This is a genomic window from Pseudanabaena sp. Chao 1811 (assembly GCF_027942295.1).
Classification (GTDB): Bacteria; Cyanobacteriota; Cyanobacteriia; order Pseudanabaenales; family Pseudanabaenaceae; genus Pseudanabaena.
Genome location: NZ_CP101416.1, coordinates 573105 through 596947, shown reverse-complemented (window position 1 = coordinate 596947; position 23843 = coordinate 573105). Strand labels below are relative to the sequence as shown.

Annotated in this window: 27 protein-coding genes, 1 pseudogene and 1 other annotated feature; of the genes and pseudogenes, 11 read left to right on the top strand and 17 right to left on the bottom strand. The window is 43.1% G+C overall.

The genetic code is table 11. The features are described from left to right. Window positions 1–152: 152 nt before the first annotated feature. The gene (locus NMG48_RS02855) at window positions 153–485 is read left to right on the top strand and encodes a hypothetical protein (RefSeq protein WP_169364279.1); all 333 of its coding nucleotides are present in this window, start codon (window positions 153–155) and stop codon (window positions 483–485) included. A gap of 39 nt (window positions 486–524) precedes the next feature. On the opposite strand, the gene petG is transcribed toward NMG48_RS02855, so the two are convergent. From petG to NMG48_RS02835, 4 genes are all read right to left on the bottom strand, one after another. Then, window positions 525–623: a cytochrome b6-f complex subunit V gene (gene petG / locus NMG48_RS02850; RefSeq protein ID WP_071590170.1), complete on the bottom strand. Its 99-nt coding sequence runs from the start codon at window positions 621–623 to the stop codon at window positions 525–527. Between the two features lie 107 nt (window positions 624–730). Further along, on the bottom strand, window positions 731–2185 hold the full coding sequence (locus tag NMG48_RS02845) for a hypothetical protein (protein WP_271253899.1): 1455 nt from the start codon (window positions 2183–2185) through the stop codon (window positions 731–733). A gap of 91 nt (window positions 2186–2276) precedes the next feature. After that, complete coding sequence (gene gloA / locus NMG48_RS02840) at window positions 2277–2660, bottom strand: lactoylglutathione lyase (protein WP_271253898.1); 384 nt, start codon at window positions 2658–2660, stop codon at window positions 2277–2279. Between the two features lie 79 nt (window positions 2661–2739). Beyond that, window positions 2740–3189 carry a DUF3531 family protein gene (locus tag NMG48_RS02835; protein WP_271253897.1) on the bottom strand — a complete coding sequence of 150 codons (450 nt, stop codon included), beginning with the start codon at window positions 3187–3189 and terminating at the stop codon, window positions 2740–2742. 232 nt (window positions 3190–3421) lie between these two features. Here NMG48_RS02835 and NMG48_RS02830 point away from each other — a divergent pair, with 232 nt between their 5' ends. After that, entirely contained in the window at window positions 3422–4042 is a 621-nt protein-coding gene (locus tag NMG48_RS02830) for a Uma2 family endonuclease (protein WP_271253896.1), read from the top strand. 37 nt (window positions 4043–4079) lie between these two features. Here NMG48_RS02830 and NMG48_RS02825 read toward each other — a convergent pair whose 3' ends face one another. The 3 genes from NMG48_RS02825 to NMG48_RS02815 are packed head-to-tail and all read right to left on the bottom strand — an operon-like array spanning window position 4080 to window position 5622. Continuing rightward, window positions 4080–4403, bottom strand: coding sequence for a type II toxin-antitoxin system RelE/ParE family toxin (locus NMG48_RS02825; RefSeq protein WP_271253895.1), 324 nt, complete (start codon window positions 4401–4403; stop codon window positions 4080–4082). Next, on the bottom strand, window positions 4387–4677 hold the full coding sequence (locus NMG48_RS02820) for a type II toxin-antitoxin system Phd/YefM family antitoxin (protein ID WP_271253894.1): 291 nt from the start codon (window positions 4675–4677) through the stop codon (window positions 4387–4389). The genes NMG48_RS02825 and NMG48_RS02820 overlap by 17 nt, the downstream gene beginning before the upstream one ends. A 57-nt stretch (window positions 4678–4734) precedes the next feature. Then, on the bottom strand, window positions 4735–5622 hold the full coding sequence (locus NMG48_RS02815) for a DUF4349 domain-containing protein (protein ID WP_271253893.1): 888 nt from the start codon (window positions 5620–5622) through the stop codon (window positions 4735–4737). A gap of 288 nt (window positions 5623–5910) precedes the next feature. Between NMG48_RS02815 and NMG48_RS02810 the strand changes: the two genes are divergently transcribed. Further along, on the top strand, window positions 5911–7404 hold the full coding sequence (locus tag NMG48_RS02810; protein ID WP_271253892.1) for an LCP family protein: 1494 nt from the start codon (window positions 5911–5913) through the stop codon (window positions 7402–7404). Window positions 7405–7619: 215 nt separating this feature from the next. Here the strand turns inward: NMG48_RS02810 and NMG48_RS02805 are convergent, their stop codons facing one another. Together NMG48_RS02805 and NMG48_RS02800 are read right to left on the bottom strand one after the other, a co-directional pair. Then, a complete protein-coding gene (locus NMG48_RS02805; protein WP_271253891.1) occupies window positions 7620–8459 on the bottom strand; it encodes an SDR family oxidoreductase in 840 nt (279 codons plus the stop codon). Between the two features lie 46 nt (window positions 8460–8505). After that, complete coding sequence (locus NMG48_RS02800; protein WP_271253890.1) at window positions 8506–9162, bottom strand: SDR family oxidoreductase; 657 nt, start codon at window positions 9160–9162, stop codon at window positions 8506–8508. 160 nt (window positions 9163–9322) lie between these two features. Here NMG48_RS02800 and hemB point away from each other — a divergent pair, with 160 nt between their 5' ends. From hemB to NMG48_RS02785, 3 genes are all read left to right on the top strand, one after another. Further along, entirely contained in the window at window positions 9323–10315 is a 993-nt protein-coding gene (gene hemB / locus NMG48_RS02795; protein ID WP_271253889.1) for a porphobilinogen synthase, read from the top strand. 68 nt (window positions 10316–10383) lie between these two features. Continuing rightward, complete coding sequence (locus NMG48_RS02790) at window positions 10384–11091, top strand: pentapeptide repeat-containing protein (protein ID WP_271253888.1); 708 nt, start codon at window positions 10384–10386, stop codon at window positions 11089–11091. A gap of 62 nt (window positions 11092–11153) precedes the next feature. Beyond that, window positions 11154–12275, top strand: coding sequence for a tetratricopeptide repeat protein (locus NMG48_RS02785; protein WP_271253887.1), 1122 nt, complete (start codon window positions 11154–11156; stop codon window positions 12273–12275). Between the two features lie 34 nt (window positions 12276–12309). Here NMG48_RS02785 and NMG48_RS02780 read toward each other — a convergent pair whose 3' ends face one another. Next, window positions 12310–13902 (bottom strand): hypothetical protein, encoded by a 1593-nt coding sequence (locus NMG48_RS02780; protein ID WP_271253886.1) that lies wholly within the window; start codon window positions 13900–13902, stop codon window positions 12310–12312. Between the two features lie 151 nt (window positions 13903–14053). On the opposite strand from NMG48_RS02780, the gene corA reads away from it, so the two are divergent. From corA to NMG48_RS02755, 5 genes are all read left to right on the top strand, one after another. Further along, window positions 14054–15220 (top strand): magnesium/cobalt transporter CorA, encoded by a 1167-nt coding sequence (gene corA / locus NMG48_RS02775; RefSeq protein ID WP_271253885.1) that lies wholly within the window; start codon window positions 14054–14056, stop codon window positions 15218–15220. A 48-nt stretch (window positions 15221–15268) separates the two neighbouring features. Then, window positions 15269–16072: an RsmE family RNA methyltransferase gene (locus NMG48_RS02770; RefSeq protein WP_271253884.1), complete on the top strand. Its 804-nt coding sequence runs from the start codon at window positions 15269–15271 to the stop codon at window positions 16070–16072. Between the two features lie 54 nt (window positions 16073–16126). Next, the gene (locus NMG48_RS02765) at window positions 16127–16570 is read left to right on the top strand and encodes a secondary thiamine-phosphate synthase enzyme YjbQ (protein WP_271253883.1); all 444 of its coding nucleotides are present in this window, start codon (window positions 16127–16129) and stop codon (window positions 16568–16570) included. A 52-nt stretch (window positions 16571–16622) separates the two neighbouring features. Next, window positions 16623–17966 (top strand): gluconeogenesis factor YvcK family protein, encoded by a 1344-nt coding sequence (locus tag NMG48_RS02760; RefSeq protein ID WP_271253882.1) that lies wholly within the window; start codon window positions 16623–16625, stop codon window positions 17964–17966. 137 nt (window positions 17967–18103) lie between these two features. Further along, window positions 18104–18574, top strand: coding sequence for an ATP-binding protein (locus NMG48_RS02755; protein ID WP_271253881.1), 471 nt, complete (start codon window positions 18104–18106; stop codon window positions 18572–18574). Window positions 18575–18602: 28 nt separating this feature from the next. Here the strand turns inward: NMG48_RS02755 and NMG48_RS02750 are convergent, their stop codons facing one another. From NMG48_RS02750 to rplK, 7 genes and pseudogenes are all read right to left on the bottom strand, one after another. Further along, on the bottom strand, window positions 18603–18806 hold the full coding sequence (locus NMG48_RS02750; RefSeq protein ID WP_271253880.1) for a hypothetical protein: 204 nt from the start codon (window positions 18804–18806) through the stop codon (window positions 18603–18605). Between the two features lie 47 nt (window positions 18807–18853). Beyond that, on the bottom strand, window positions 18854–20785 hold the full coding sequence (locus NMG48_RS02745) for a transglycosylase domain-containing protein (RefSeq protein WP_271253879.1): 1932 nt from the start codon (window positions 20783–20785) through the stop codon (window positions 18854–18856). 99 nt (window positions 20786–20884) lie between these two features. Further along, window positions 20885–21157: pseudogene (gene hisE / locus NMG48_RS02740) on the bottom strand (phosphoribosyl-ATP diphosphatase); the annotation flags it as partial. A gap of 149 nt (window positions 21158–21306) precedes the next feature. Beyond that, a complete protein-coding gene (gene rplL, locus NMG48_RS02735) occupies window positions 21307–21699 on the bottom strand; it encodes a 50S ribosomal protein L7/L12 (protein WP_126388025.1) in 393 nt (130 codons plus the stop codon). A 63-nt stretch (window positions 21700–21762) separates the two neighbouring features. Next, window positions 21763–22290, bottom strand: a complete 528-nt coding sequence (gene rplJ, locus NMG48_RS02730; protein ID WP_271253878.1) for a 50S ribosomal protein L10 — start codon at window positions 22288–22290, stop codon at window positions 21763–21765. A 74-nt stretch (window positions 22291–22364) separates the two neighbouring features. After that, window positions 22365–22500: a sequence feature (ribosomal protein L10 leader region), on the bottom strand. A gap of 102 nt (window positions 22501–22602) precedes the next feature. Further along, window positions 22603–23316: a 50S ribosomal protein L1 gene (rplA, locus tag NMG48_RS02725; RefSeq protein ID WP_126388029.1), complete on the bottom strand. Its 714-nt coding sequence runs from the start codon at window positions 23314–23316 to the stop codon at window positions 22603–22605. A 98-nt stretch (window positions 23317–23414) separates the two neighbouring features. Beyond that, window positions 23415–23840, bottom strand: a complete 426-nt coding sequence (rplK, locus tag NMG48_RS02720) for a 50S ribosomal protein L11 (RefSeq protein ID WP_126388031.1) — start codon at window positions 23838–23840, stop codon at window positions 23415–23417. Window positions 23841–23843 lie beyond the last annotated feature (3 nt).

The following is a 23843-nucleotide window of genomic DNA, read 5'->3' as shown; positions in this document are numbered from 1 at the left end:
AATCTGTTAAAAAATACGATCTAAGTTTGGGATTTTAAATTGAGATCGTTAAGGAGTTGTTGGTGCTTTAGACTAGCCATAGAGGTTAGCTAACTAAAGACTTAATTTGTAAAATTCCAATCACCATATTATCGCGCACGAGGGTACTTAGCTTGGCACAAACAGAAATCCAATCACAGAACCAATCACAACAGGGGCAAACTGCTGATTTGTCTGAGCTGGAAGCGCTCAGCGATCGCATTTGGCAAATTTCTCAAGCTCAACAAGGCAATGCCGAGAGTCTTTTACAAATTTTGCGGATCTTAGAATCACTTCATAAACGGATTCGGGATGATTTATTTCAACCTGCATTACCAATTAGTCGGCATGAGCTATTTAATCTCTTACGCGACATTGAGACTAATGGTGGCTGGCCACATATTTATCGGATGAAAATTAATGAAATCTGTCGATATCTAGAACAGCCTGAAGAATCTGACTCCTAAAGAAAAAGAGGCGCATTGCGCCTCTTTTTCTTTGTGTTGCTAGACTCTACGGTATTGCTGATAAGCAGCGAAAAATAGTCCACCAAGGGTAATGAAAATAAGACCGAGGCAAATGCCCGACAAAATTGGTTCTACCATAAAGATTTATTAAACTCACTAACTTCAATAGTTTACTTCAGTGACTCTCATTCTGAAAACCTTTTAAAAAGTAAAGTTCATCCCCTAGGGGATGAACTTTACTTTTGTTACTGTCCTTGTACTCGTTGCAGTGTTTCAGAAAGACTGGCAGGAGGAGAGGTAGGTTTTGCTGGCTCAGGTGTAGGCGTGGGCTGTGGCGTGGGAACAGACTGTGGTGTGATGTCACTATTGATCGAGTTGGGAGCTGGTTGTACCGAAAATGCCTGTTCGATACTTTCATACAACTTTTGTGCCACCGTATCATTGGCAGCTTCCGTTAGATGAATTGGATCAATAAAAGCTTGTTGATTGCTTGATTGAAATAGTTGATAGAAATTAATAAATTTTGTGTTTGGAAATTGGCTGCTCAGAGTTTTTTCAGCAACATTGTACGCATTGGTAACGCGATCGCTATATTCATTACCCAAAGACTTAAGTATGCCTTGCTCTTCCTTGGTTAGAGCCTTTTTCTTACCTGTGATCTCTGGCTGAAGCACAATCAAAGTGGGAATGTCACCAGCTAACTTTGTCATTTGCTTTGTGTTGTAGACGTAGCGATCAATCCTTTTTTGTAACTCTTTGGGATCTTTGCTAAATTGCTCAGCACTAAAGATTTGATAATCAGAGCTAAATGTCGCTGTATCGGCAGGAACGATCCACTTTTGCCATGCTTTGACTAAATAGAAAGAATTTATCCAGTTGCCAAATTGTTGGCTTTGGTGTTGACGATATTGGGCGATCGGATCGCGCAACAATTGATCAATGTTACCAATCTCATGGGCAGGCTGACTACTGGGCGATCGCAAGTCTTCATAGCCATCCAGAATAATTAAGGCATTGGGACTATAGGCACTGACCTTCTGAGATAGCAGTGCTAGTTCATTGCCAGAGGTATACCCAGGGACTGCCGCTGCAATGACCCGATAGCTACCATCACGAATACGTGGAGGTAAGGCACGCATTGCCTCGATTTGATCGGCAAAGTAGGGTGTTTCTTTAGGCTTAAATTTTTCAGGGTTGTTATTTTGGGCGCGGACGCGATCGTTGATTAATTTCTCGATTTTAAAAGCCAATGCCTTTTGATTTTTTTCCGCCATATTCGTAAAAGCGGTAGACCCACCAACTAAAAATATGCGGATCTCGCCAGCAGGTTTTTCAATTGGTACGGAAGAATCTTGACGAAAGCCTTGGTCGTTAATTTGCCAATAGTCACTACTCTGACTAGGAATTAGTTCATATCCTAATAGAGGACTACGGCGAACTTTGAGGCGACCTGAATCGGGTAATCCGGGATAGCTATTACCATTGGCATCCTGCAATTTAAAGGCATAGGATTGGGCGATCGCTACAGTTTTGTTAGGTTCAAGTTGAGTTGTACCTGTAGCCAAAAGCGCTCCTCGCGCAATTAGTTCTGCCAAAATTAACAGCAATGGCAAACCAATAAAGATGAGGAGTAAAGTGTTTCGCAACCAAGATGATTTGCGCTTGGAATGCCAAGAGGGAGTATATCGGGGTCTACGCATGAGGAGGCTATTGGTGTGCAGCTTTTTAGCTTATAACAATTTTTACCAAATAACAGAAAATAGGAAGGGGCGCTTTGCGCCCCCTCTTATTTTACTTAAGTTGAATTAATTCAATTTTGTAACCATCGGGATCTTCGACGAAGGCAATCTCAGTCGTACCATGTTTCATTGGGCCAGGTTCACGGGTGATTTTGCCACCTTTTTCACGAATTGCGTCACAGGCTGTATAGATATTTTCCATGCCTAGCGCAATATGACCATAGCCAGTACCAATTTCATAGGTCTCAGTATCCCAGTTATGGGTTAACTCGATAACGGCATTGCTCGATTCATCGCCATAGCCCACAAAGGCAAGGGTAAAGCGTCCATCTGGATAATCTTTGCGACGCAATTCCTTCATGCCAAGGACATTCGTATAAAAATCTAGCGATCGCTCTAAGTTACCAACCCGAACCATTGTATGTAAGACGCGCATTTGAATTTCCTCTAAGTTTTGTATTTCAAAGAAGTTTACAGAAGCTTACCCCCTCAGGGGATACGCTTCTGTAAACTATTTATTGATCATAATCCTCATCATCGAGACTCTTGGGTTCAACCAACCAGTCAGAGTTTTGTCCACCGATAATGACCTCTTCGATCGCTACATATTCTTTATCAAACTGACGCAAGGCATTAACTAGGGTATCAATTGCGATCGCATCGGCAGTTCCTAAGTCAACCCAACACCTTGCCCAGTCGTTTTCGTACTCTAGGTCAGTCATGTTATGCATCACTGACATCATCTCGTCATCAGCAGCTTGGTTGTCATAGTCAAAGTAGCTTACATCGACACCAGATTCTAAAACCTGTAAATTGCAAGCATTGAAGCCGCCCAATTTACCAAGTAAAAACCAAGAATTAAATACTTCGTCTAGCAGTTGTTTTTCCTGCTGGGAGGGAGCTTCATTAAATTTTATCCAGATCCATAAGTCAAACCAATCACATTCTCGAAATCTAACTTCCATAACCAACTTGCAGATCTTTCAAAAATCTCGATAAGATACATTAATCAGGTTAATTTTAGTCCATAGCGATTACCAATCGTTCTCGATCTATACCACTTCAAAAAAGTGTTGTTACATGCACTTTTGTGAAATGAAAAGCAAACCCAGCAAGGGTTTTCAAGGCTAAAAATGGCGTAGCCATTTTTAGCCTTGGTACTAGCTCAGGCAAATTGAAGATGGCGAGGCTTACAGTATGATTGCCCAACCCCAAATTAATCGGCAAAGCGAGCAATTAACCGATTTTCCGATTTTGTCAGCATCTGAATATCTCGAATGGGAATCAGAGCAAGAGCTTAAGTATGAATATGAAAATGGGAAAATCATCGCAATGACGGGAGGAACTGTTCCCCATAGTCAAATTGCCGCCAATTTTGCAGCATTACTGATTCCTCACTTGCGCGGTAAAGGTTGTAAGGTTGCCATCAGTGATGCCAAAGTGTTGACTAAATCTGGGAAATACTACTATCCAGACTTGGTGGTTACTTGCGATGAACGCGATCGCTTTGCCCGTGATTTTTTGCAATATCCCTGCCTGATCGCTGAAGTCCTATCTCCTGCTACCGAAGCACGCGATCGCGGTATCAAGCAGCAAAATTACATGCTTCTCGATACATTAAAAACCTATATCCTGATTACGCCAGAGCGCCCCAGAATTGAGATCTACCAGCGACGTGATGATCGAGCTTGGGAATATATATCCATTGCGATCGATGGCATAGATTTTGAGACAAATGATTCGCTAATTCACATCACTAACATCGATTTACAATTTCCCTTATCAGTCCTTTATGAAAATATTGATTTCAACGAATAAATCCGAAGAAATGTAGATAAAAATATTTTAAATGTCGCTACTCATCGGTGTCCTCTATATTTAAAGGGGATTGAGAGCTATGACGAATATGAAGTACAAATACAGTATCTTCACGAATTGTAAATAAAACTCTGTACTTATTTCTTAATTTCCCATAAATAAGCTGGCGTAATTCTTCGGTAAACACATCAGCTTCTAGTGCTAGAGGGCAACGTCTAGGTTTCTCTTGCAGTGTTGCAATCGTATTCATCAACCCTCGAAACCAATTATCTGCATAGTCTGGATTAAGTTCTTTTAACCAAGAGTAAGCAGTATCAATTTCATTTTTTGCTTGTTGAGTTAGACTAACTTGAAATGCCATGTTTTTGCTGCATTTCCTGCTCAAAATCTTTCAGACTAATAGTTCTATTAGCCTTGATATCTTCCAATCCCTGCTTAATTCCTGCGATCGCTTCTAATCTTTCTAAGGCATCTAATAACTTTTGATAAGATACAGCATCCTGAACAACAAGCTCAGCCTTGCCGTTGACTGTAAGGACTAAAGGGTTGCCCGTCTGCTTCATTTGTTCGATAAATTCCACAGTATTACGCTTGAAGTTAGAGAGTGATTGGATATCTCGACTAATATCTAACATAGAGTCTGTCCTGCATTAAATTTGCATCTTTTTTAATGCTAGCACATTTACGTTTATCTAAGATTCAGGATCAGGCTTTTGAACTGGGGGAAGTTGACGACGACGGCGGCGTAGGAATAGATAAATAGTTAGGGGGATTAGCCAATAGGGACAATAGACTAATAACCAAATTGCTAGTTTTAATAAACCAATACTGACACCTACTAAGGAACTCGTTGCACTATTCCAAGTGTTTTGAATTTGAGTACCGAGATCGGATTGAGGAGGAATCGTAGCGATCGCAGAGGAAAGAGTGACTTGAATTGTGGAATAGGCAACCTGATTTTTTAAATTGGTTAGCTGAGCATCAATTTGCTCGATCATTTCCCGCACACGGCTGAGTTCTTGCGTTACCTTGAGGACATCACCGACGGAGCCAGTTTGCTTGAGAATTTCCTGTAACTGCAACTCAGTTTGGCGCAAATTTTTGAGGCGGGCTTGCAAATCGACTAATTGATTGGATACATCCTCCGCTTTAAGTGATCGCCCCTTGACAATACCTAACTGTGCGATCGTCTCTAATACCGCATCAAGACGTTCTTGGGGAATTCTGAGTTTGAGAGACACTGACTGAGCAATGTCATAGCTGCCAGTACGAAAGTCCTGTAGCTCTAAAATGTCGCCCTGTTGTTGTTTGACCAAATCTGAGATAGCTTTAGTCGTTTCTTCGATGGATTTAACCTGTATCGAGATGTCAGCCGATTTAATCAGTTGTGGACGAGGTACAGCAGCTTTGGCAGGTGTTGCTGAGTCAGCATTCGGAGCTTGGGCTTGTTCTGGCAAAACTGTAAGATTTGCTGGAGCCGAAGATTTATTGGGTAGCGAAGAAGCACAACTTGCTAGGGCGATCGCTATCACCATACTCAAGGCTTTCACAGATCTCTTGGAAGATAGTTGACCTTTCACATTCTTTATCTCTCTATTTCAGGCTTTGTATCTTAATTGTAAAGCCGATCATCAAGTTCTCTAAATTGACAAATATGTAGTATCATCCGTCAAAATAATTTGATTTTACCGATTGCATACTATAAGCTATTTAGTGATTTGTAACGATAAGTTACGATACAGTGCTAAAGTTAGATTCAAATTAGTCTAAAAGTCATAGGAACCCTGTGCAAAGTTCCTGAGTGAGATCGTAAAAAATCTCCAAATGTCAGAAATAACATTAAAGTGTGTTGAGTCCCATCCCTGCTCATGGCTGGGCGATCGCTGAATCAAACTTTCAGTCGTGAGGAGTATTTCCTACCTGTGGCAACAAATCCCATCAATCTAGGACAAAAAACTGATTTGGCACGTAAGCCCAAAGCCAAGAAGAATTTCTTAAGTCACAAGTGGACACTATTTGTAGTGTTGTTTATAGCGCTGATCTCTGGGGGACTAGGTGCAGGATTAGCATTTGTATTAAGTAGTCGTCCTTTTCAGCAGAGACAGCTATCAGCAGATGAAGCTGCTGTGTTTAATCGTAATTCCGATAGCATGACTTCAGCGATCGCTGGTGTCCCGACCCTAACCCGACCTGTGAATATTTTGGTCTTAGGGACGATCATGCTTACCTCTGATTTACCCGATGCCCAGTCAAAGCCTAAGGGCAAATATCTCGCTGAGGTCGATAACAACCTCAATGGGATGAGTGACGCGATGTTGCTGATCCGTTTTGACCCAGCTACCCAAAAAGTTGCTGTTCTCTCAATTCCCCGTGACAGTCGTGTCAATATCCAAGGCGTAGGAACCACCAAGATTAACTTTGCCAACTATGCAGGTGGTGCGTCACTGTCCGCCCAAACCGTGAGCCAAGTTCTAGGCGATATCCCCATCGATCGCTATATTCGCTTCAACGTGAACGGGTTTGGTAAATTAGTCGATGCCCTTGGCGGTATTGATATCTATGTGCCGAAAAAGCTGAAATATCAAGATGATAGTCAACATCTATATATCAACCTCAATGCAGGTCAGCAAAAATTAAATGGTAGTAAAGCTATTCAATATATGCGCTACCGCCATGACGACTTAGGGGATATTGGTCGGGTACAGCGTCAACAAGCATTTTTCCGAGCTTTCATTGAGCAGAAACTAAAGCCTGAATCCATCACAAAATTTTCTGAGATTCTCGGCATTATTAAGGACAATATTGACACCAATCTATCCGTTGAAGAAGTTCTTGCCCTTGCTAGTTACACCGCAAAAATTGATCGCAAGAGTATTCAGATGCATATGGCTCCGGGGCGCTTTAGTAATCCGGGGGAATTCGATAGTCTCAGCTACTGGATTTTGGATAATAAAATGCTTGCCAAAATCATGTACCAAAATTTTGGGGTTATGAAGTCTGCCGATGCAAGTTTTGCTGATAATACACCTCAAAGCATTAGGGTTGCGATTCAAGATAGTATGTCTCAACCTGAGGGCGCTAAGAAAGCAACAACTATGCTATCCAAGGCAGGATATTCTCAAGTATTTCCTGCCAGCTCTCGCTGGACGAAGCCTATTGCTAAGACGCAAATTATTGCTCAAAATGGTGATATGGAAAGCGCTGAAAAATTACGTGATGCCTTGGGAATTGGAGAAGTCTTGATCGAATCGACGGGGGACATTGAGTCTGATGTCACGGTGCGTGTTGGTAAGGACTGGTTACAAGCCAATAACATTCCTCTCAAGCCTGTGAAACCCACACAAACAACTAATCAACGCTAATTACGAAAAATGGTAAGAAGTACCAAACGCTTCTTACTATTTTTCGTATTTGCTGAGCTGATGTTAAATAACGTCAGTTCGGTTTAAGCTGGCAAATTTTTAAAAGTCTAAAAGTAAAAGTCTTGCTACGCAAGGCTTTTACTTTCGGGCTTTGAGAGAGGGTTTGCTACGCAAACCCTCTCTCAAAGCCCGTTTCAAATTATCCTGAACTCGTGTTAAATATTTGTAGTTTGGCGAATCAGTTTCGTAAATAGGAAATCTGGCAATAGCTTGCGTGCTAACAACAACTGCTTAGCTAATGGATCGGCGGGATAGCGTAATTTCCACGATTTATCCGTACTAGCACCATAGATTGTCTTTGCCACCACATCGGGAGATGCACCCGTTGTGCCAATTTGATTGAGTTTAGTCAATACCCGATCGCTAAGAGCATCATATTCAGGAAAATCAGGATTACTAGTGCGTTCGGCGGAGCGATCGTAAAAATCGGTTTTAATGGGGCCAGGCTCAATAATTTTGACATGAATATTAAAAGCTAATAATTCATGCTGTAAAGATTCGGAAAAGCCTTCTACTGCCCACTTTGTCGAGTGATAGAGACTATAGAGCGGAAAAGCAACCCGTCCACCAACCGAAGCGACATTCACAATCACACCGCTTTGGCGATCGCGAAAATGGGGAAGTACAGCGCGAGTAGTTTCCATCAAACCAAAGACATTGGTATGAAATTGGCGTTGGATTTGCTCAGGAGTGGAGGTTTCAAATGCGCCTAACATACCGTAGCCTGCATTATTTACCAAGACATCGATCGACCCAAATTTTTCAATTGCTTCGGCAACAGCAGCCTTAATACTGTCAGTATCAGTCACATCAAGCTTGAGTAAAGCTAGGCGATCAAGATTGGTTAAGCTATTCGCTCTACCTGCTTCTTTGCTGATTACTTGCTCAGGCGATCGCATCGTCGCCGCCACATTCCAGCCACGTTTTTGGAAATATAGCGCCGTTGCCCTGCCAATGCCAGAGGAAGCGCCAGTGATCAATACAGTTTTAGTCATATTTTTTCCTGATTTTTAGGATGTCACGCAGTGACATCCTAAGTGGTTATACAGTTGCAAATAATTCAGCAATTGGGCGATCGGGTGTATCGGCATTAACCACAATCTCAACAAGTTTATTCTTGGCATTATCTTCAAATAGAGCATCTACCGTCACTTGGGCAACCTTAGTACGGGGAATACTGCCTTCAAAGAGGGTGTCAGCACCAGATAGGACTAAACCACCTTCTTTTTCGCGGTTGAGCAGTCCCCCCGGACGGACGATGGTGTAGGTTAAGCCGCTATCTTGCAGGTGTCTTTCGGCTTGTTTTTTCCAGAATAGTACTAGCCAAAATAAATTTAGGGGATGCAAAAATTTCGAGACGCAAAGGGATGAGACGATCGCAAAATGTTTGATATTTTTTGCTTTGGCTGCCTTGACTAAATTCTTTGTACCAATGTAATCGACTAGATATGGCTCAAGGGCATTGAGGCTGGGCTTTGCACCTGTAGCGCATACCAACACATCACAATCCGCGATCGCCTCTGACAAGGTATCCGCGAAAAGCACATTTCCTTGGACTAACTCTACTTCAGATGGCAAAACCTGCTTCGCTAGTTCTAAGTTACGAACCAAAGCTCTGACAGGAATATTACGTTTGATTAATTCGGTGACAATATGTCGTCCTGTTTGTCCTGTGGCTCCAGCTACAAATGCTTTCATATCTGAATTGCTTCTCAACTATTTACCCTAGTATAAGCGGCGCGAAGTCCTGCCTATGCTAATTCAGTGCGCTCATTTCGGGTGAACTACTCTGATATAATCCACAAATAAAAATATATGTTTTTCAAACAAATCCATTAAGAAAAGTTAAGAAACATCAATGCAACTCACACATCGCCCTCGCCGCCTCCGCCGCAATCCTTCTATTCGTAGCCTTGTTAAAGAGAATCATTTATCTGTAGATGATTTTATCTATCCGATGTTTGTGATGGAAGGAGAGAACAACCGTGTTGAAGTTCCTTCAATGCCCGAAGCCTATCGCTTTACCCTCGATCTATTGGTCAAAGAAGTAGAAGAGAACTATGCGTTAGGAATTAAGGCGATCGCACTTTTTCCTGCGGTTCCTGAAGAGAAAAAGGATCTCACTGGTACGGAAAGTCTTAATCCTGAAGGATTGGCGCAGCGTGCGGTCAGAGCGATTAAGGCAGCAGTTCCCGATGTGATTATCTTTACTGATGTTGCCCTTGATCCTTTCACCACGCACGGACATGATGGCATCATTGATGACAATGGCGTAATTCTCAATGATGAGACCGTTGAAGTATTAGTAAAAATGGCAGTTTCCCAAGCTGCCGCAGGTACAGATTTTGTTTCTCCCTCGGACATGATGGATGGACGTATTGGGGCAATTCGTCAAGGTTTAGATGCTGCTGGGTTTGAGAATGTCGGTATCCTTGCCTATTCTGCTAAATATGCCTCTGCTTACTATGGTCCTTTCCGTGATGCGCTTGGTTCTGCACCTAAGTCTGGTGATAAGAAGACCTATCAAATGGACCCTGCTAATTCCCGTGAAGCGATTAAGGAAGTTTATTTAGACATTGCGGAAGGTGCAGATATTGTGATGGTGAAGCCTGCTTTGGCTTATTTGGATATCATTGCCAAAGTTAAAGATGCTACCAATGTGCCTGTAGCAGCCTATAACGTCAGTGGCGAGTACGCAATGATCAAGGCTGCCGCGCAACTAGGCTGGATCGATGAGAAGAAGGTTATGTTTGAAACTCTGCTCAGTATGAAGAGAGCAGGAGCCGATCTGATTTTGACCTACCATGCCAAGTCGGTGGCTCAGCTTTTAGCTACGGGTTATCGTCCTTAAATCTCAAGGGAGTCAACGCAAAGCGTTGACTCCCTTGATGTGGAAATATTTACTGTGCCATTAACTCAATGAACGCAAAAGAACTTCTCGAAAGTTATGCTCAGGGCGATCGCGACTTTAGTAAGCGATCGCTCATTGGCTTGATCTTGACTGGGGCAAACCTATCTGGGTCAAACTTTATCGAATCAGATCTTGAAGATATTACCCTCGACATTGCCAACTTAGAGGATGTGGAGCTAAATCTCGCGAATTTGGTCAGGGCAAATTTGAGTGGTTCAATTTTGATCCAAGCAAATCTCAATGGCACAATCTTAGAACAGGCTTCATTAATTGGGGCAAATCTTTCGGAAGCTTTCTTAATCGAAGCGGACTTAAGTGATGCGGTGCTGGTGGAGACAAATTTTACTAATGCTTTTTTGACTAGTGCAAATCTGACGCGATCGCGATTATGTCGAGCCAACCTTGCTAACGCTTTTTTGACAGGTGCTTATCTGAATGGAGCCGATCTGCGTGGGGCAAATCTCACAGGAGCAGATCTCAGTCGTGCTAATCTGACGGGGGCAAATCTCGCAGGAGCAGATCTCAGTCGTGCTAATCTGACGAATGCCAAACTAAATTGGGCAAATCTTGCCAATGCTAAGTTAATTGGGGCAGATTTGACGGGAACCTATCTATCGACTCTGAAAAGTATTGAGGGTACTGATTTTACGGATGCGCGTAATGCTCCGAACTCAGTGGAGCTTGTTAATATGGAAGAGGTAAACCCAACTCCATAGAATTTTGATAGCTGTGCGTAGGTCGCCTAACTATAAAATTCATCAATCCCAATTAAAAGCTTATGCCCTTGTTTCGTTCCGTAATTAGTCACACCAAAACTCTTACCTATAGAATCTCTCATCTCGCTTTAATCATGACGATCGCAGGGGCGATCGCTCTACCAATTACCGAAAATGCCCATGCTCAAGCCCAAAAGGATGCCGTGGAATGGATCAAGCAGGGGCGACAACTTTGGCAAAGAAATGACATTTCTGGAGCGATCGCTGCCTATCAACAAGCAGCCCAGTTAGAACCCAAAAATTCCAAAATTCTGACGAGTCTTGGCTTTTTATTAACGCAACAGAGTAATTATTCGGGGGCAATCGCGACCTTAGAGAGGGCGACACGCTTAGATAATACCAATGCCAAAGCCTTTAATGCCTTGGGTTTTGTCTATGTCAAGATTAAGGACTACCCCAACGCGATCAATGCCTATCGTCGAGCGATCGCACTGGATCGGCAAAATATTGATGCCTATAACAGTGTTGGCTTTTTACTCACGGAGCAAAAAAACTATAGTGAAGCCGCTAAGATTTATCGCCAAGCGATCGCCGCTTCCCCAAATAATGTCAAAAGCTATCTCAATTTGGGGTATATCTTGAAATTGTCGGGCGATCGCAAAGGTGCAGTCGCTATCTACAACCAAGCCGATAAAATTGCCCCCTTTGATGCCGATGTATTAGTAGCACTCGGTGGTCTATTCGCTGAACAAAATCAAAACGAAGAGGCGATCGCCAAATATAAACGCGCCTTAGAAGTTAATCCGCGTCATCCTCAAGCGAATTTAGCGATCGCCAAAGTTTTACAGAGTCAAGGCAATTATGCCGATGCAATAACGGCTCTCCGTCATGCGGCGGCAGCAAGGAATATTCCAACGAGTAATTTGATTGAGTTACAACGGGAAATTGCTAATCTCTATATTCAGCAGGGTTCTCTTTCAGGTGCGATCGTTGCCTATCGCCAAATTATCGAAGCTGAACCTGATGATGCTGAAACTTATCTCGCTTTAGGTAAATTATTAGTCACACAGCAACGGGTGACTGAAGCTCGTAAAACCTTAGAATCGGCTGAGCGTCTATTTAATCAGCAGGGCAATATCGATGGGTTAGCCCAAACTCGCAAAGTTCTATCAGAAATCAAATAAATCAGAGAGCCGCACAATGTGCGGTTCTCTGATTTTAATTTGGGATAGTTGCTGCTTCTAGACCTGTTGCTTTGCCTGCTTTGCGGAGGCGATCGCTTTCGGGTTCCATCCATGAATAGACAAAATGACTAAAACATTTAATCTGGGGTTCTCGCGCCATAATCGCTTGCATTTGCTTCTCGAAGCTAGGATGCCCATCAAAACCCTGCCCCCAAGTTCCTGCCAAAACTGGACAGACTAAGGTTTCAGGTGATGATTGGCGCACTACGTCGGAAACCTGCTCCGCGACACAACTCCCATCATTACAAAGGGCATAGGTCATGGGGTGGCGTTCCATATATTTCGGGAACCGATCCCAAGGCTGCATTCTTGCCTCATATCTGCCTGACTCCGTGAGATTACCATTGGGGAAGAACACCGTACCAATGGGAAGATTATTTTGCTTGAGGGGAGCCGAAATTGTGGTGACAAAATTGATGACCCCTTGATAGGCATGATTTGTGGCAATATTCCACAGTAAACCTTCAGCGATCGCTGCCGTTTCCCTAGGATTTTTAATATTTGTGGGTTTTACTTTAGCGGTATTAGCGAGTTGCTTCTCGGTTTCAACAACATCATTTGCCGTGAGATTACCATTTTGGAGATAAAGCGCCATCAACTCTCGCACATTGCGATTGTCAATACTATTGAGTAATGCTGTTCGTGATGATTTGCCGTAAATCCACAGTTGCTTGACGTTATCGATTAATTCTCCCGTGATATTAGTCGGATAGCGCACGTAATCAAATACCATGCCATCAGGCTGGCGTTGCATTAGAGCTTTAACTGCTGCGATTAAATCATCCTTGGCAGTCCGACTATAGGGATCGACAAATAGGTGATCGGCTTCATAGGCATCTTCATAAAAGGCTTTGCCATTAGCTACCTGCTTGCGATCAAAGTTTGTGTTTGCAATACTATTTTCCCCATTGCCATTGATGGCAAATGTATTTGAGCGCCCCTTGACTTCGCTATAGCCATAGCCAAAATTCATTGCAAAAGACCAACCATAAACCTTGATGCCCCGTTCTTTACCGATCGCGATCGCCTGTTTCCACAGATCATAGTCCGCAGGTACTTCTCCCGCCTTGACTGCTTCCTCCATGACTGATTTCCAAGGTGTCGGATTATCAGCAACGGGTAGGAGTACGCGCCCATCATAAAAAACTTCAACAAAAACTTGGTTATAGCCCCGATTTGCCATCCGATCAAAGACATCCTCTAGCACACCTGCCTTGACATCATTAGGATAGAGCCTGATCCAAGTGGCTTGGGTTTGGGGCGCAGTGCGATCGCGACAGGCTTGTAAAGCCACTTTATGTTTTTGGATGATTTCCCGATATTGGGTCTGCGATTTTTGATCCTTAGTATTGATCAGAGCCGCTTTTCGTAATTCATGTTTACGCAAAATTTCCGCCGCACTCACATCACAGGTCGGATTGCCCCACAAAATTCTGTCGGGTAAAGGTCCCGCGATCGCATTATTTGAAAATATTGTTGCTAAGCTCAGACAAGCCCCAGAAGCAAGCAATCCGAATTTTGGTTGATGTAAATTTTTTCGAGATGTCGAGGATTTGATCAATTTCATAAAAATACAAAAATACCTTGATATTTACCTTGGGTCGTTGATCTTGCGGTCAGGAGCACCGCGCACCCTAACCCTAAAATTTTGATCTTGATAGAAGCAATTTCCCTGACGAACTAGCCGTAACAATGTGGCACACTGACAAGTGTATTTCATGACTTGCTTCTCCATGCTGCACAACCCTGCCAGATTTAAGCCTAGTTCTATCGAAAATGATTCAGAAAATGAAGAAGAATTAGAATTTTACGATTTTAATGAACCCGAACCGGGGAGTCCACCGGGGACGTTAATCATTGATGAAGATGCCAGTATCCCCAATATTTTCTTGATTGATTACCATGCTGAAGAAGCGATCGGCGTGCAACTAGCAACTCCTGAAGAATGTTTCCCCTACCTCGATAGTCAATCGGTCTCATGGGTAGATGTGCAGGGGCTAGGTTCTGAAGATGTCTTAAAACGCCTTGGCAAAGTGTTTAGCCTCCATGAGCTAGTACTTGAAGATATCGTCAATATTCCCCAAAGACCGAAGGTTGAGAGCTTTGAGGATCAAGAACTAATCATCTTACATATGGTGACGAGTCGTGAAGATGGTCGGGGTTTTTATGATGAGCAGGTAAGTTTGATTTTAGGTAAGAACTATGTGCTGACAGTGCAAGAAGAGCCTGAAAATGATGTATTTGAGCCAATTCGTCAAAGGATTCACCGCAATCGTGGCGTGATCCGATCGCAAAAGGCTGATTATCTAACCTATGCCCTGATCGATGCGATCGTCGATGGATTTTTCCCTGTGTTAGAGGACTACGGCGAGCGTCTCGAAGATCTCCAAGATGAAGTAGTAGAAAAACCCACCCGTCAGACCCTAGATAAAATTCATAAGATCAAACGCGAATTATTATTACTGCGGCGTGCCATTTGGCCACAGCGAGATGCGATTAATTCTTTGATTCGTGAGGAAAGTCCGTTAATTGACCGCGAAGTTAGAGTCTTTCTCCGAGATTGCTATGACCACACCGTACAGGTCATCGATATGGTGGAAACCTATCGCGAACTTGCTGCCAACTTAATGGATATTTATCTCTCGTCATTAAGCAACAGCACCAATGAAATCATGCGCTTTTTAACGGTGATTTCTACGGTGTTTATTCCCCTTACCTTCGTTGCTGGTGTCTATGGCATGAATTTTGATACGAGTGTAGCGGGGAATATGCCTGAGTTAAAAATGCCCTTAGGTTATCCGCTCTGTTGGTTATTGATGCTTTCTATTTCTGGTGGTTTGTTATTTTACTTTTGGAAAAAAGGCTGGCTATTTAGTCCAAAATAACTATGAATCGGCGCGAAGCGTAGATTCATAGTTATTAATGAAAATATTGTGTTACTTCCTCAACCTCAAAAACGCAGACTGCAACGGGTGACATTACAGCCACACCAAGTTGAGCAAACTTTAGAAGTTAATAGTGCGATCGCCCTAACCTCGGAGCAAAGACATTATTTATGTAATGTGTTGCGTTTAGAAAGCGGCGCAGAATTTATTGCCCTTGATCGTCAAGGCGGCTGGTGGCTAGCAAAGTTATCTAGTGAGGCGGATCATGCCCAAATTATCGACAAATTAGAAAATAACTCCGAGTTAGATACCCAGATCACCCTTGGTGTGGCGATGCCCAAAGGTAGCAATATCGAATCGGTAATTCGCCAATCTACGGAATTAGGCGTGCGTCAAATAGTGCCATTATTTAGCGATCGCACAATTATCAAATCAGGCACAGAAATCGGCAATCAAAAACGCGATCGCTGGCAACGCATCGCCGAAGAAGCCGCCGAGCTTTCCCTGCGTACCTATGTCCCTGAAATTAATGCGCCGCAATCCTTCAAGGCATGGCTAGGCGATCGCACCCCAGAATCTAAGCAAATTCTAAAATATATTTGTGTTATCCATCCTGAGGCTACCCATTTGCTGACTAGCTTGCAAAGTGGCTATGATGCTTTACCTGCGGGAGAGCATCTTGCTCAAATTATGGTTGCTACAGGTTGCGAGGGAGGATGGACTGCTAGAGAAGAAGAAATGGCGATCGCATCGGGATTTATACCTGTATCTCTAGGCGATCGGGTGTTGTCGGCAATTACAGCCCCAGTGGTAGCATTGTCCATAGTTAGTGCATTTTTAGATACTAAATAAGGTTCTTAGCAACAGGGAAAATCTTATTTCATCCTTGGAATATAGAGACAATTTATGATCGCCAATCAACCGCAAACATTACATATGGTGCAGCAAACAATTGCCCTGCGCACCAATGGTAAAAAACTGCACAATATCACCCGTCAAGTAGAAGCCATTCTCGCTCAATCGGGTATAAAAATGGGGCTATGTAATGTCTTTTTGAGACATACATCGGCAAGTTTGATTATTCAAGAAAATGCTGACCCCGATGTATTGGCAGATTTAGAAACATTTTTTAGCAAACTCATTCCCGAAGATGCCAGTCAATATCGTCATATTTCCGAAGGGTTAGATGATATGCCATCCCATATTCGCAGCGTCCTTACTAAAACATCGGAAACAATTCCGATCGCTAATGGTAAACTTGCCCTCGGTACTTGGCAAGGAATCTTTGTTTGGGAACATCGCAATTTGGGACACACTCGCGAAGTTTTGGTACATATTACAGGATGTTAAAACAAGGTGTGAAAACAGGGTGCTAAATCAGGATATTAAAACAGGAGCCTAGATGAAGTCCGTAAAAAAGCCACCAGCCAGCCGATATCGCCCAGCAACTAAACAGAGAAAGTGGCTGCGGGGATTTCAGTGGTTTTTACCAGGACTCTTAGTCAAAAGATGGTTGCTAGTCAGCATTATCGGCATTATCTTAATCGTGTTGGGTATTGCGATTTCGGCAAGACTGACCCCGATTTTATTTCTATCGCGTCTCATCGGTAATACGATCGACATCTTAGTGGCGATCTTACCCCGCAATTTCAGTGGTCCACTTGCCCTAGTCATTGGGCTTGGTCTTCTCTGGCTAGGACAAAAACGCGCCCTTGGTTCGATTACCCAAGTTTTGATGCCCGATCAAGATAAGGAGTTATTAGAGTTACTAGTTTCTCACCGCAAACTCAATCGCGGACCCAAAATTGTCACCGTTGGTGGTGGCACAGGCATGTCAAATTTGTTGCGTGGACTCAAGCAATATAGCGCCAATATTACGGCGATCGTCACAGTTGCCGATGACGGTGGTTCCTCTGGGCGCTTACGGCGTGAGCATGGCGTTTTACCCCCAGGGGATATTCGCAACTGCCTTGCGGCTCTAGCCGATGAAGAAAAATTAGTTACCGAACTATTTCAATATCGCTTTGAAACGGGTGAAGGTCTAACAGGACATAGCTTTGGTAATTTGTTCCTGACTGCGATGAGTGAAGTCACAGGTGATCTCGAAAAGGCGATCGCCGCTAGTTCACAGGTACTAGCTGTGCGGGGGCGCGTATTACCAGCAACCCTCGACCATATGGTGCTTTGGGCAGAACTTGAAGATGGACGATATGTTGAAGGGGAGTCCAATATTCCTGAAGCTAAGGGTAAGATTAAACGTATTGGTTGCAAACCTAGTAATCCGCAGGGACTACCTCAAGCCATTGAGGATATCAACCAAGCTGATTTGATTGTGATTGGTCCTGGTAGCTTATATACCAGTATTATTCCTAACCTGCTTGTACCTGAGATTCTCCAAGCATTGATCAATCGCAATGTGCCATCGATCTATCTTTGTAATATCATGAGTCAAGTAGGTGAAACCGATGGCTATGCTGTGTCTGATTACGTGCGAGTTTTAGACGAGTTAGCAGGGGTGCGATTATTTGATGTAGTTTTAGTTCAAAAGCACCCGCCTTCTGAGCGATCTCTACAGCATTATGCATCTTTTGGGTCTCATTTGACACCCCTAGATCGTGAAAATCTCGCCAAAATGGGCTGTCCTGTTTTAATTGCTAATATTATGCGGGAAAAGGCTAATGGAACAGTCTGTCATGATTCAGATAAACTTGCAGGGGTATTAATGCGTTGGTATAACCGTCAGTAATCTTTAGTTTTTACGTTGCCCCATGCTAATGTAAAAATTAAAGTTCAGCCTAGATAAGATTTTATAGTTTTTAATTTGGCTAGATAAATTAAAAACAAGCCTAGAATTCAAGCTCAAAACGCCAGATAAAATCATCAGTGTTACAGCATTACCATATCCGAGTTAACAGTGATATTTATGCCCTTTCAAACTTGCAAGGGTGGTTTCTTCAATTCCAACAATTATTGCCTAAACCTGTTTGGATGCAGTGCAATCTAGTTTTAGTTGAGGTATTTACGAATGTAGTTTCCTATGCTCATGAGGGTTTGTCTGAGGAAACTCCAGTTGATATTGAGTTAGAAATCAATGCAACCGAAAAATTTTTAGAATTGAAAATTTGGGACTATGGAGAACCATTTGACCTACTAGCTGAAATTGACAGGCTCTCCAAAGAAGCTCAGAAAAATAAGGATTTTGAAAATGTTGATGATATTCCTACAGGTGGTAGAGGTTTGATCATCGCCAAAACGATCGCTGACAATATTCGATATGAGACTTCTGACGATGGTCGTAATTGTTTTGTAATGACAAAAAGCTTTGCAAACTTTACCCAAAACGTACCAAATTGATACTTAGTATTGTAATTTGATTCAGTTTTTAACGCCTTAGCCATAAAACGAAAGCAAATAGACCTACAGGTATTGTAATTGCGGCAAAGGCGATCACACTCATTGTGTCATTGGTGAGACCATTTAATAATGACCAATTAGGGACAATATATTTAATTACAGCCGAAATGATTAGCGAGTAGGTCAGTAGCTTGGCAATAAATAGAAACTGCGTAAATATTTTTACAGACATAATATTTAAAGTTAATAAGGGCGCATAGCGCCCTTATTTGAGTTAATTTAATTTTTCTTTTTGCCGCCTTCTTTTTCTTGAATCTCGGCGGGTACGGGGAATTGCTCAATGGGCTGACCCGCTAAAGCTTTTTCCATAAATTTGCGCCAAATTGGTGTGACATAGACACCACCCGTTACACCATTTGCCATCGGTGAATAGTCATCATTGCCGATCCAAATGGCAACGGCCAGCTGTGGTACATAGCCCACAAACCAAGCATCACGGAAATCTGAAGTTGTCCCTGTTTTACCTGCAACGGGGCGACCTTCACTCAATTGCGCCTCAGTTGCTGTACCATTGGTCACAACACCACGCAAAGCATCGGTTAAATAAGAAACGGCGATCGGATCGAGAATTAACTCAGGCTTAGGAGTGTTATCCAGAACTAGATTCCCGTTGCGATCGGTGACACGGGCAATTAATGTCGTTTTAGATTTATAGCCACCACTAGCAAATACTGCATAGGCTCCTGCTACTTCCATTGGTGTGACATCGGCTGCACCGAGGGGCAAAGAAACTACAGGTTTCATGGGACTGTTGATACCCAGTTTGCGGCAAATTGCAATTACATTTTCGTTGCCAATTTCTAAGCCTAACTTTAGTGCAGGAATATTTCGAGAAACTGCGATCGCTTGCCTAATACTGATTGCTCCTGAGAACTTGTTGTCGTAGTTGCGAGGTACATAGGGTTCATCACCATCAGGGATTGACATCGGGCTATCATCAATTACTGAGTCTGGGGTGTAGTTACCCGTAGCAAAGGCGGCATAGTAGACAAAGGGTTTAAAGGATGAACCCAACTGTCTTCTTGCTAAGACTGCACGGTTATATTGATTTTTGTCAAAGTCGCCCACGCCTCCCACTAAAGCCTTTACAAAACCTGTGCGAGGATCAACTGCAACTAAGGCTAATTGATCGGCATAGGCTCCGCGATTAACTAAATCAGTATGTCCTTCGGCAGCGACCTCTTCGGCAATGCGCTGGAGCTTTAAGTCAATGGTTGTCTGGACACGCAAACCACCTTGTAAAACAACATCCTTACCAAATTTTTCTTCTAACTCAGCAGTTACAGCCTGCGACACATAGGGTACACGGCTTGCTTCGTAGGAAATCCCTTGCTTACGGATCACAATCTTTTGAGCTTTTGCTGCTTTAATTTCCGCAGGCGTTGCCCAGTTAAGTTCTGCAAGGCGATCTAGTACTAAACCTTGGCGTTTTTTCGCTTCCGCAAAATTATCGACAGGATTGAATACTGAAGGCGCTTGAATTGTCCCTGCCAGCATCGCGGCTTCACCAAGGGTCAGATCAGCCGCCGATTTACCAAAATAGTTCTGAGATGCTGTTTCTGCCCCATTAGTATTTTTTCCCCAAAATACTTGGTTAAGGTACATCTCAAGGATTTGCTCCTTAGTGAAAACCTGCTCTACCCGCATGGCTAAGACAGCCTCGGCAACTTTGCGGTTCAGGCTACGCTCATTCGATAAAAATAAATTCTTGACTAGCTGTTGGGTCAGTGTCGAACCACCCTCAACGGTTCCACCTGCACTAAAGTTAGCTACAATGGCGCGACCAATACCACTGGGATCAATGCCTTTGTGGGTGTAGAAGTAGGCATCTTCCATGGCAAGAACCGATCGCTTGAGATGTGGTGAAATGCGATCAAGAGTAACTACTTCACGGTTAACATCCCCATGCAAACGGGCAATTAGCTCACCATTAATGTCATAAATATAGGTAGTTTCAACGGGGACATATCCCTTGAGGACTCTGACATCAGGCAGATCACGAAAGCTGAGGGCTAAGCCCACAAGTCCACCTGCCACTGCTGCACCACCAATCATGATAATGCCTAGCAATGTGCCACCAACAGCTTTGAGAGTGCCTTTTAAAATACTGCCAGTCAGAGAACCAGAACGCTCTACACTATTCGATGCCACAGCAATCTACCCTTTGTAACTCATGAGTAATCTTACTGCATTAAGAAGTATTTCGAGCGCTTGAGTAAAAAAACTACTTAGTAGTTTTTTTACTCAAATTTAACGACGTTGAGCCAACTTGTCATACACCAATTGCAGATCGACGCGATGGTGAGCTAGTGCCACAAGGGTGTGGTAAAACAAATCAGCAACTTCACCAGCGATCGCATCAGGATCATCATCCTTACAAGCCATCACCACTTCTGCTGATTCTTCACCAATTTTTTTCAAAATCTTGTTATCTCCTCCCGCAAATAGTTTGCAAGTATAGGAGCTTTCTTGGGGATGCTCACGGCGATCGACAATTACCGTAAATAATTCTGATAGAGGATCATTCATAAAATCAAAATACTTATACAAAATAATTGTGAAGCACTTCGCACTTCACAATCTTAAATAATAAAGGCACGCTATGCGTGCCTTTACTGAGGTTGAATGTCTTGCTTGGCAAGACATTCAACAAAACTAAGTTTTGCCAACAATTACTTGATGGAAACCTTACCACCAGCTTCTTCGATTTGCTTCTTAGCAGCTTCAGCATCAGCCTTAGGTAGACCTTCCTTGATGGTCTTAGGAGTAGACTCAACCATGTCCTTGGCATCCTTAAGACCCAAACCAGTGATTTCGCGAACGATCTTCAGAACAGCGATCTTCTTATCAGCAGGAACTTCGTCAAGTACCAAGTCGAAGGAGGTCTTTTCTTCAACTTCTTCAGCAGCAGCAGCGCCACCGCCAGCAGCAGCAACTACTACACCACCAACAGGAGCAGCTGCCGAAACGCCGAAGGTTTCTTCGATCGCTTTAACCAATTCAGAAGCTTCAAGAAGGCTTAAAGTCTTTAGTTCTTCAATAATGCTGTCGATTTTTGCGGACATAGGTTTTCTCTTTAGTTAAATATGTAGGTAATTGGTGATTGGTAATTGGTAATTGCCAATTGATTAAGCAGCTTCTTTTTCGGAAACAGCTTTGACGGCACGTCCAAGAGATTGGGGAACCTCTTTGATACCGATCGCAATCTTGGCAGTGACGGCATTGATTGCGCCAGCGATTTGCGAGATGAGTACTTCCTTGGAAGGTAGATCGGCGATCGCTTGTAAGTCTTTTGCACTTAAAGCGCGACCTTCTAAGACACCGCCACGAAGTTCGGTTTTCTTAGATTCCTTGAGGAAAGCTTGGTATGCCTTAACAGCACCACCAATGTCATCCTTCACAAATAGACAAGCAGAAGGTCCAACTAGAAACTTTTCTAGAGGTTGCCATTCAGGAGTACCTGAAATCGCTTGCTTGAGCAGAGTGTTCTTAGTTGTTCTGCACACCGTACCAGTTGGACGGAGTGAGCGGCGGAGCTTAGTAATTTCAGCTACCGACAATGTTGCATAGTCAATTACGAGTACCAGCTTAGTTCCGTCAAACTCTTGGCTGATTTCGTTAACTAGCGCCTTTTTTTGTTCTAGGGTCTTACCCATGTATTTTGCACCTCCTTGTGTTTGGAGCTAATCACAATGGGGCTTTGCCCCATTGTGATTAACCTTGAATCTTTAAAGTCATTAAAAAAGCCTCGTCTTTTCGCAGACCGAGGCTAAAAAGCGATTCCAGTTTGGAATTTCTTTCAAATCACCTCGGCAGGAAATTAAGCCATTAGCACCTGCTGTCTATGGAGCTATTTAGTTGTCGAAATTTCTTTCTAGGCTGATTACAACAATTAGACTTGGTTTTTTATAAAACTTCTTTTCCGTAGGAAAAGAAGTTTATTTTGAATGACTTTGAAAGGCTTTTTATTATGCTTCGGCAAGTTTAAGATCGCGCAATGCAGGAACATCAACTTCAATTGAAGGTCCCATTGTTGCCGATACATAGAGCGATCGCCAGTAGCGACCCTTTGCGCCAGAAGGACGATTACGATCAATCGTTTCTTGTAGAGCCTTTAGGTTTAGCAATAGATCTTCTGCGGTGAAAGCAGCCTTGCCAAACTGAATGTGGACGATACCTGTACGGTCAGCACGGAATTCTAGCTTACCAGCTTTGAACTCATTAATCGCTCCACCGAGATCAGTAGTTACCGTACCACCTTTAGGCGAAGGCATCAATCCTCTAGGACCAAGCAATTTACCAAGCTTAGCTACCTGAGGCATCATATCAGGTGTCGCAATCAGTAGGTCGAAGTCCATTCTCCCCTTACTGATTTCATCGATTAATTCTTCAGATCCAGCGATATCTGCACCAGCAGCAGTTGCTTCAGCAACTTTTTCACCACGGGCAATAACTGCTACACGGATTGTTTGTCCTGTACCCTTCGGTAAAGTCACCGTAGTACGCAATTGTTGGTCAGCGTACTTAGGATCAATACCAAGTCTTACGTGGGCTTCTACGGACTCAGGAAACTTAGCAGTTGCGGTTGCCTTGACAAGTTCCAAGGCTTCAATAGGTGCGTAGGGACGCTCTTCTACTTTGCTTCGAGCTTCCTTGAGACGCTTTGATACTTTTTTAGTCATTGTTGCTCCTTCGGGGTACGAGTGGAAACCTTTGTTTCCTCCCCCAATTAAGAAAATTTATATTGAGAAAGAAATTGAATATATAAAGGTAAAGAATCCTAAGCAGTAATGGTAACGCCCATATTCTTAGCAGTACCTTCAATAATCTTCATTGCTGCATCGATATCATTTGCATTGATATCAGGCATTTTGGTTTCTGCGATTTGACGTAATTGATCTCTGGTGATGGAACCAACTTTTTTACGGTTAGGCTCAGCAGAACCAGAGGAAATACCTGCCGCTTTTTGGATTAAAACCGATGCAGGAGGTGTTTTGAGAACGAAGGTAAAACTTCTATCCTCATAAACAGATATTTCTACAGGAATAACCATACCTGCTTGGTCAGCAGTACGGGCATTATATTCCTTACAAAACATCATGATGTTGACACCATGTTGACCCAAAGCAGGACCAACTGGTGGCGTTGGACTTGCCTTGCCAGCATTAAGCGCTAGCTTGATGATTGCTGTAACTTTCTTAGCCATTTG

Bases quoted from the DNA above. Each gene is read 5' to 3' on its own strand.
- petG (WP_071590170.1), bottom strand. From the start codon at position 623: ATGGTAGAACCAATTTTGTCGGGCATTTGCCTCGGTCTTATTTTCATT.
- NMG48_RS02845 (WP_271253899.1), bottom strand. From the start codon at position 2,185: ATGCGTAGACCCCGATATACTCCCTCTTGGCATTCCAAGCGCAAATCA.
- gloA (WP_271253898.1), bottom strand. From the start codon at position 2,660: ATGCGCGTCTTACATACAATGGTTCGGGTTGGTAACTTAGAGCGATCG.
- NMG48_RS02835 (WP_271253897.1), bottom strand. From the start codon at position 3,189: ATGGAAGTTAGATTTCGAGAATGTGATTGGTTTGACTTATGGATCTGG.
- NMG48_RS02830 (WP_271253896.1), top strand. From the start codon at position 3,422: ATGATTGCCCAACCCCAAATTAATCGGCAAAGCGAGCAATTAACCGAT.
- NMG48_RS02825 (WP_271253895.1), bottom strand. From the start codon at position 4,403: ATGGCATTTCAAGTTAGTCTAACTCAACAAGCAAAAAATGAAATTGAT.
- NMG48_RS02820 (WP_271253894.1), bottom strand. From the start codon at position 4,677: ATGTTAGATATTAGTCGAGATATCCAATCACTCTCTAACTTCAAGCGT.
- NMG48_RS02810 (WP_271253892.1), top strand. From the start codon at position 5,911: ATGGCTGGGCGATCGCTGAATCAAACTTTCAGTCGTGAGGAGTATTTC.
- NMG48_RS02805 (WP_271253891.1), bottom strand. From the start codon at position 8,459: ATGACTAAAACTGTATTGATCACTGGCGCTTCCTCTGGCATTGGCAGG.
- NMG48_RS02800 (WP_271253890.1), bottom strand. From the start codon at position 9,162: ATGAAAGCATTTGTAGCTGGAGCCACAGGACAAACAGGACGACATATT.
- hemB (WP_271253889.1), top strand. From the start codon at position 9,323: ATGCAACTCACACATCGCCCTCGCCGCCTCCGCCGCAATCCTTCTATT.
- NMG48_RS02790 (WP_271253888.1), top strand. From the start codon at position 10,384: ATGAACGCAAAAGAACTTCTCGAAAGTTATGCTCAGGGCGATCGCGAC.
- NMG48_RS02785 (WP_271253887.1), top strand. From the start codon at position 11,154: ATGCCCTTGTTTCGTTCCGTAATTAGTCACACCAAAACTCTTACCTAT.
- NMG48_RS02780 (WP_271253886.1), bottom strand. From the start codon at position 13,902: ATGAAATTGATCAAATCCTCGACATCTCGAAAAAATTTACATCAACCA.
- corA (WP_271253885.1), top strand. From the start codon at position 14,054: ATGACTTGCTTCTCCATGCTGCACAACCCTGCCAGATTTAAGCCTAGT.
- NMG48_RS02765 (WP_271253883.1), top strand. From the start codon at position 16,127: ATGATCGCCAATCAACCGCAAACATTACATATGGTGCAGCAAACAATT.
- NMG48_RS02760 (WP_271253882.1), top strand. From the start codon at position 16,623: ATGAAGTCCGTAAAAAAGCCACCAGCCAGCCGATATCGCCCAGCAACT.
- NMG48_RS02750 (WP_271253880.1), bottom strand. From the start codon at position 18,806: ATGTCTGTAAAAATATTTACGCAGTTTCTATTTATTGCCAAGCTACTG.
- rplL (WP_126388025.1), bottom strand. From the start codon at position 21,699: ATGTCCGCAAAAATCGACAGCATTATTGAAGAACTAAAGACTTTAAGC.
- rplJ (WP_271253878.1), bottom strand. From the start codon at position 22,290: ATGGGTAAGACCCTAGAACAAAAAAAGGCGCTAGTTAACGAAATCAGC.
- rplA (WP_126388029.1), bottom strand. From the start codon at position 23,316: ATGACTAAAAAAGTATCAAAGCGTCTCAAGGAAGCTCGAAGCAAAGTA.
- rplK (WP_126388031.1), bottom strand. From the start codon at position 23,840: ATGGCTAAGAAAGTTACAGCAATCATCAAGCTAGCGCTTAATGCTGGC.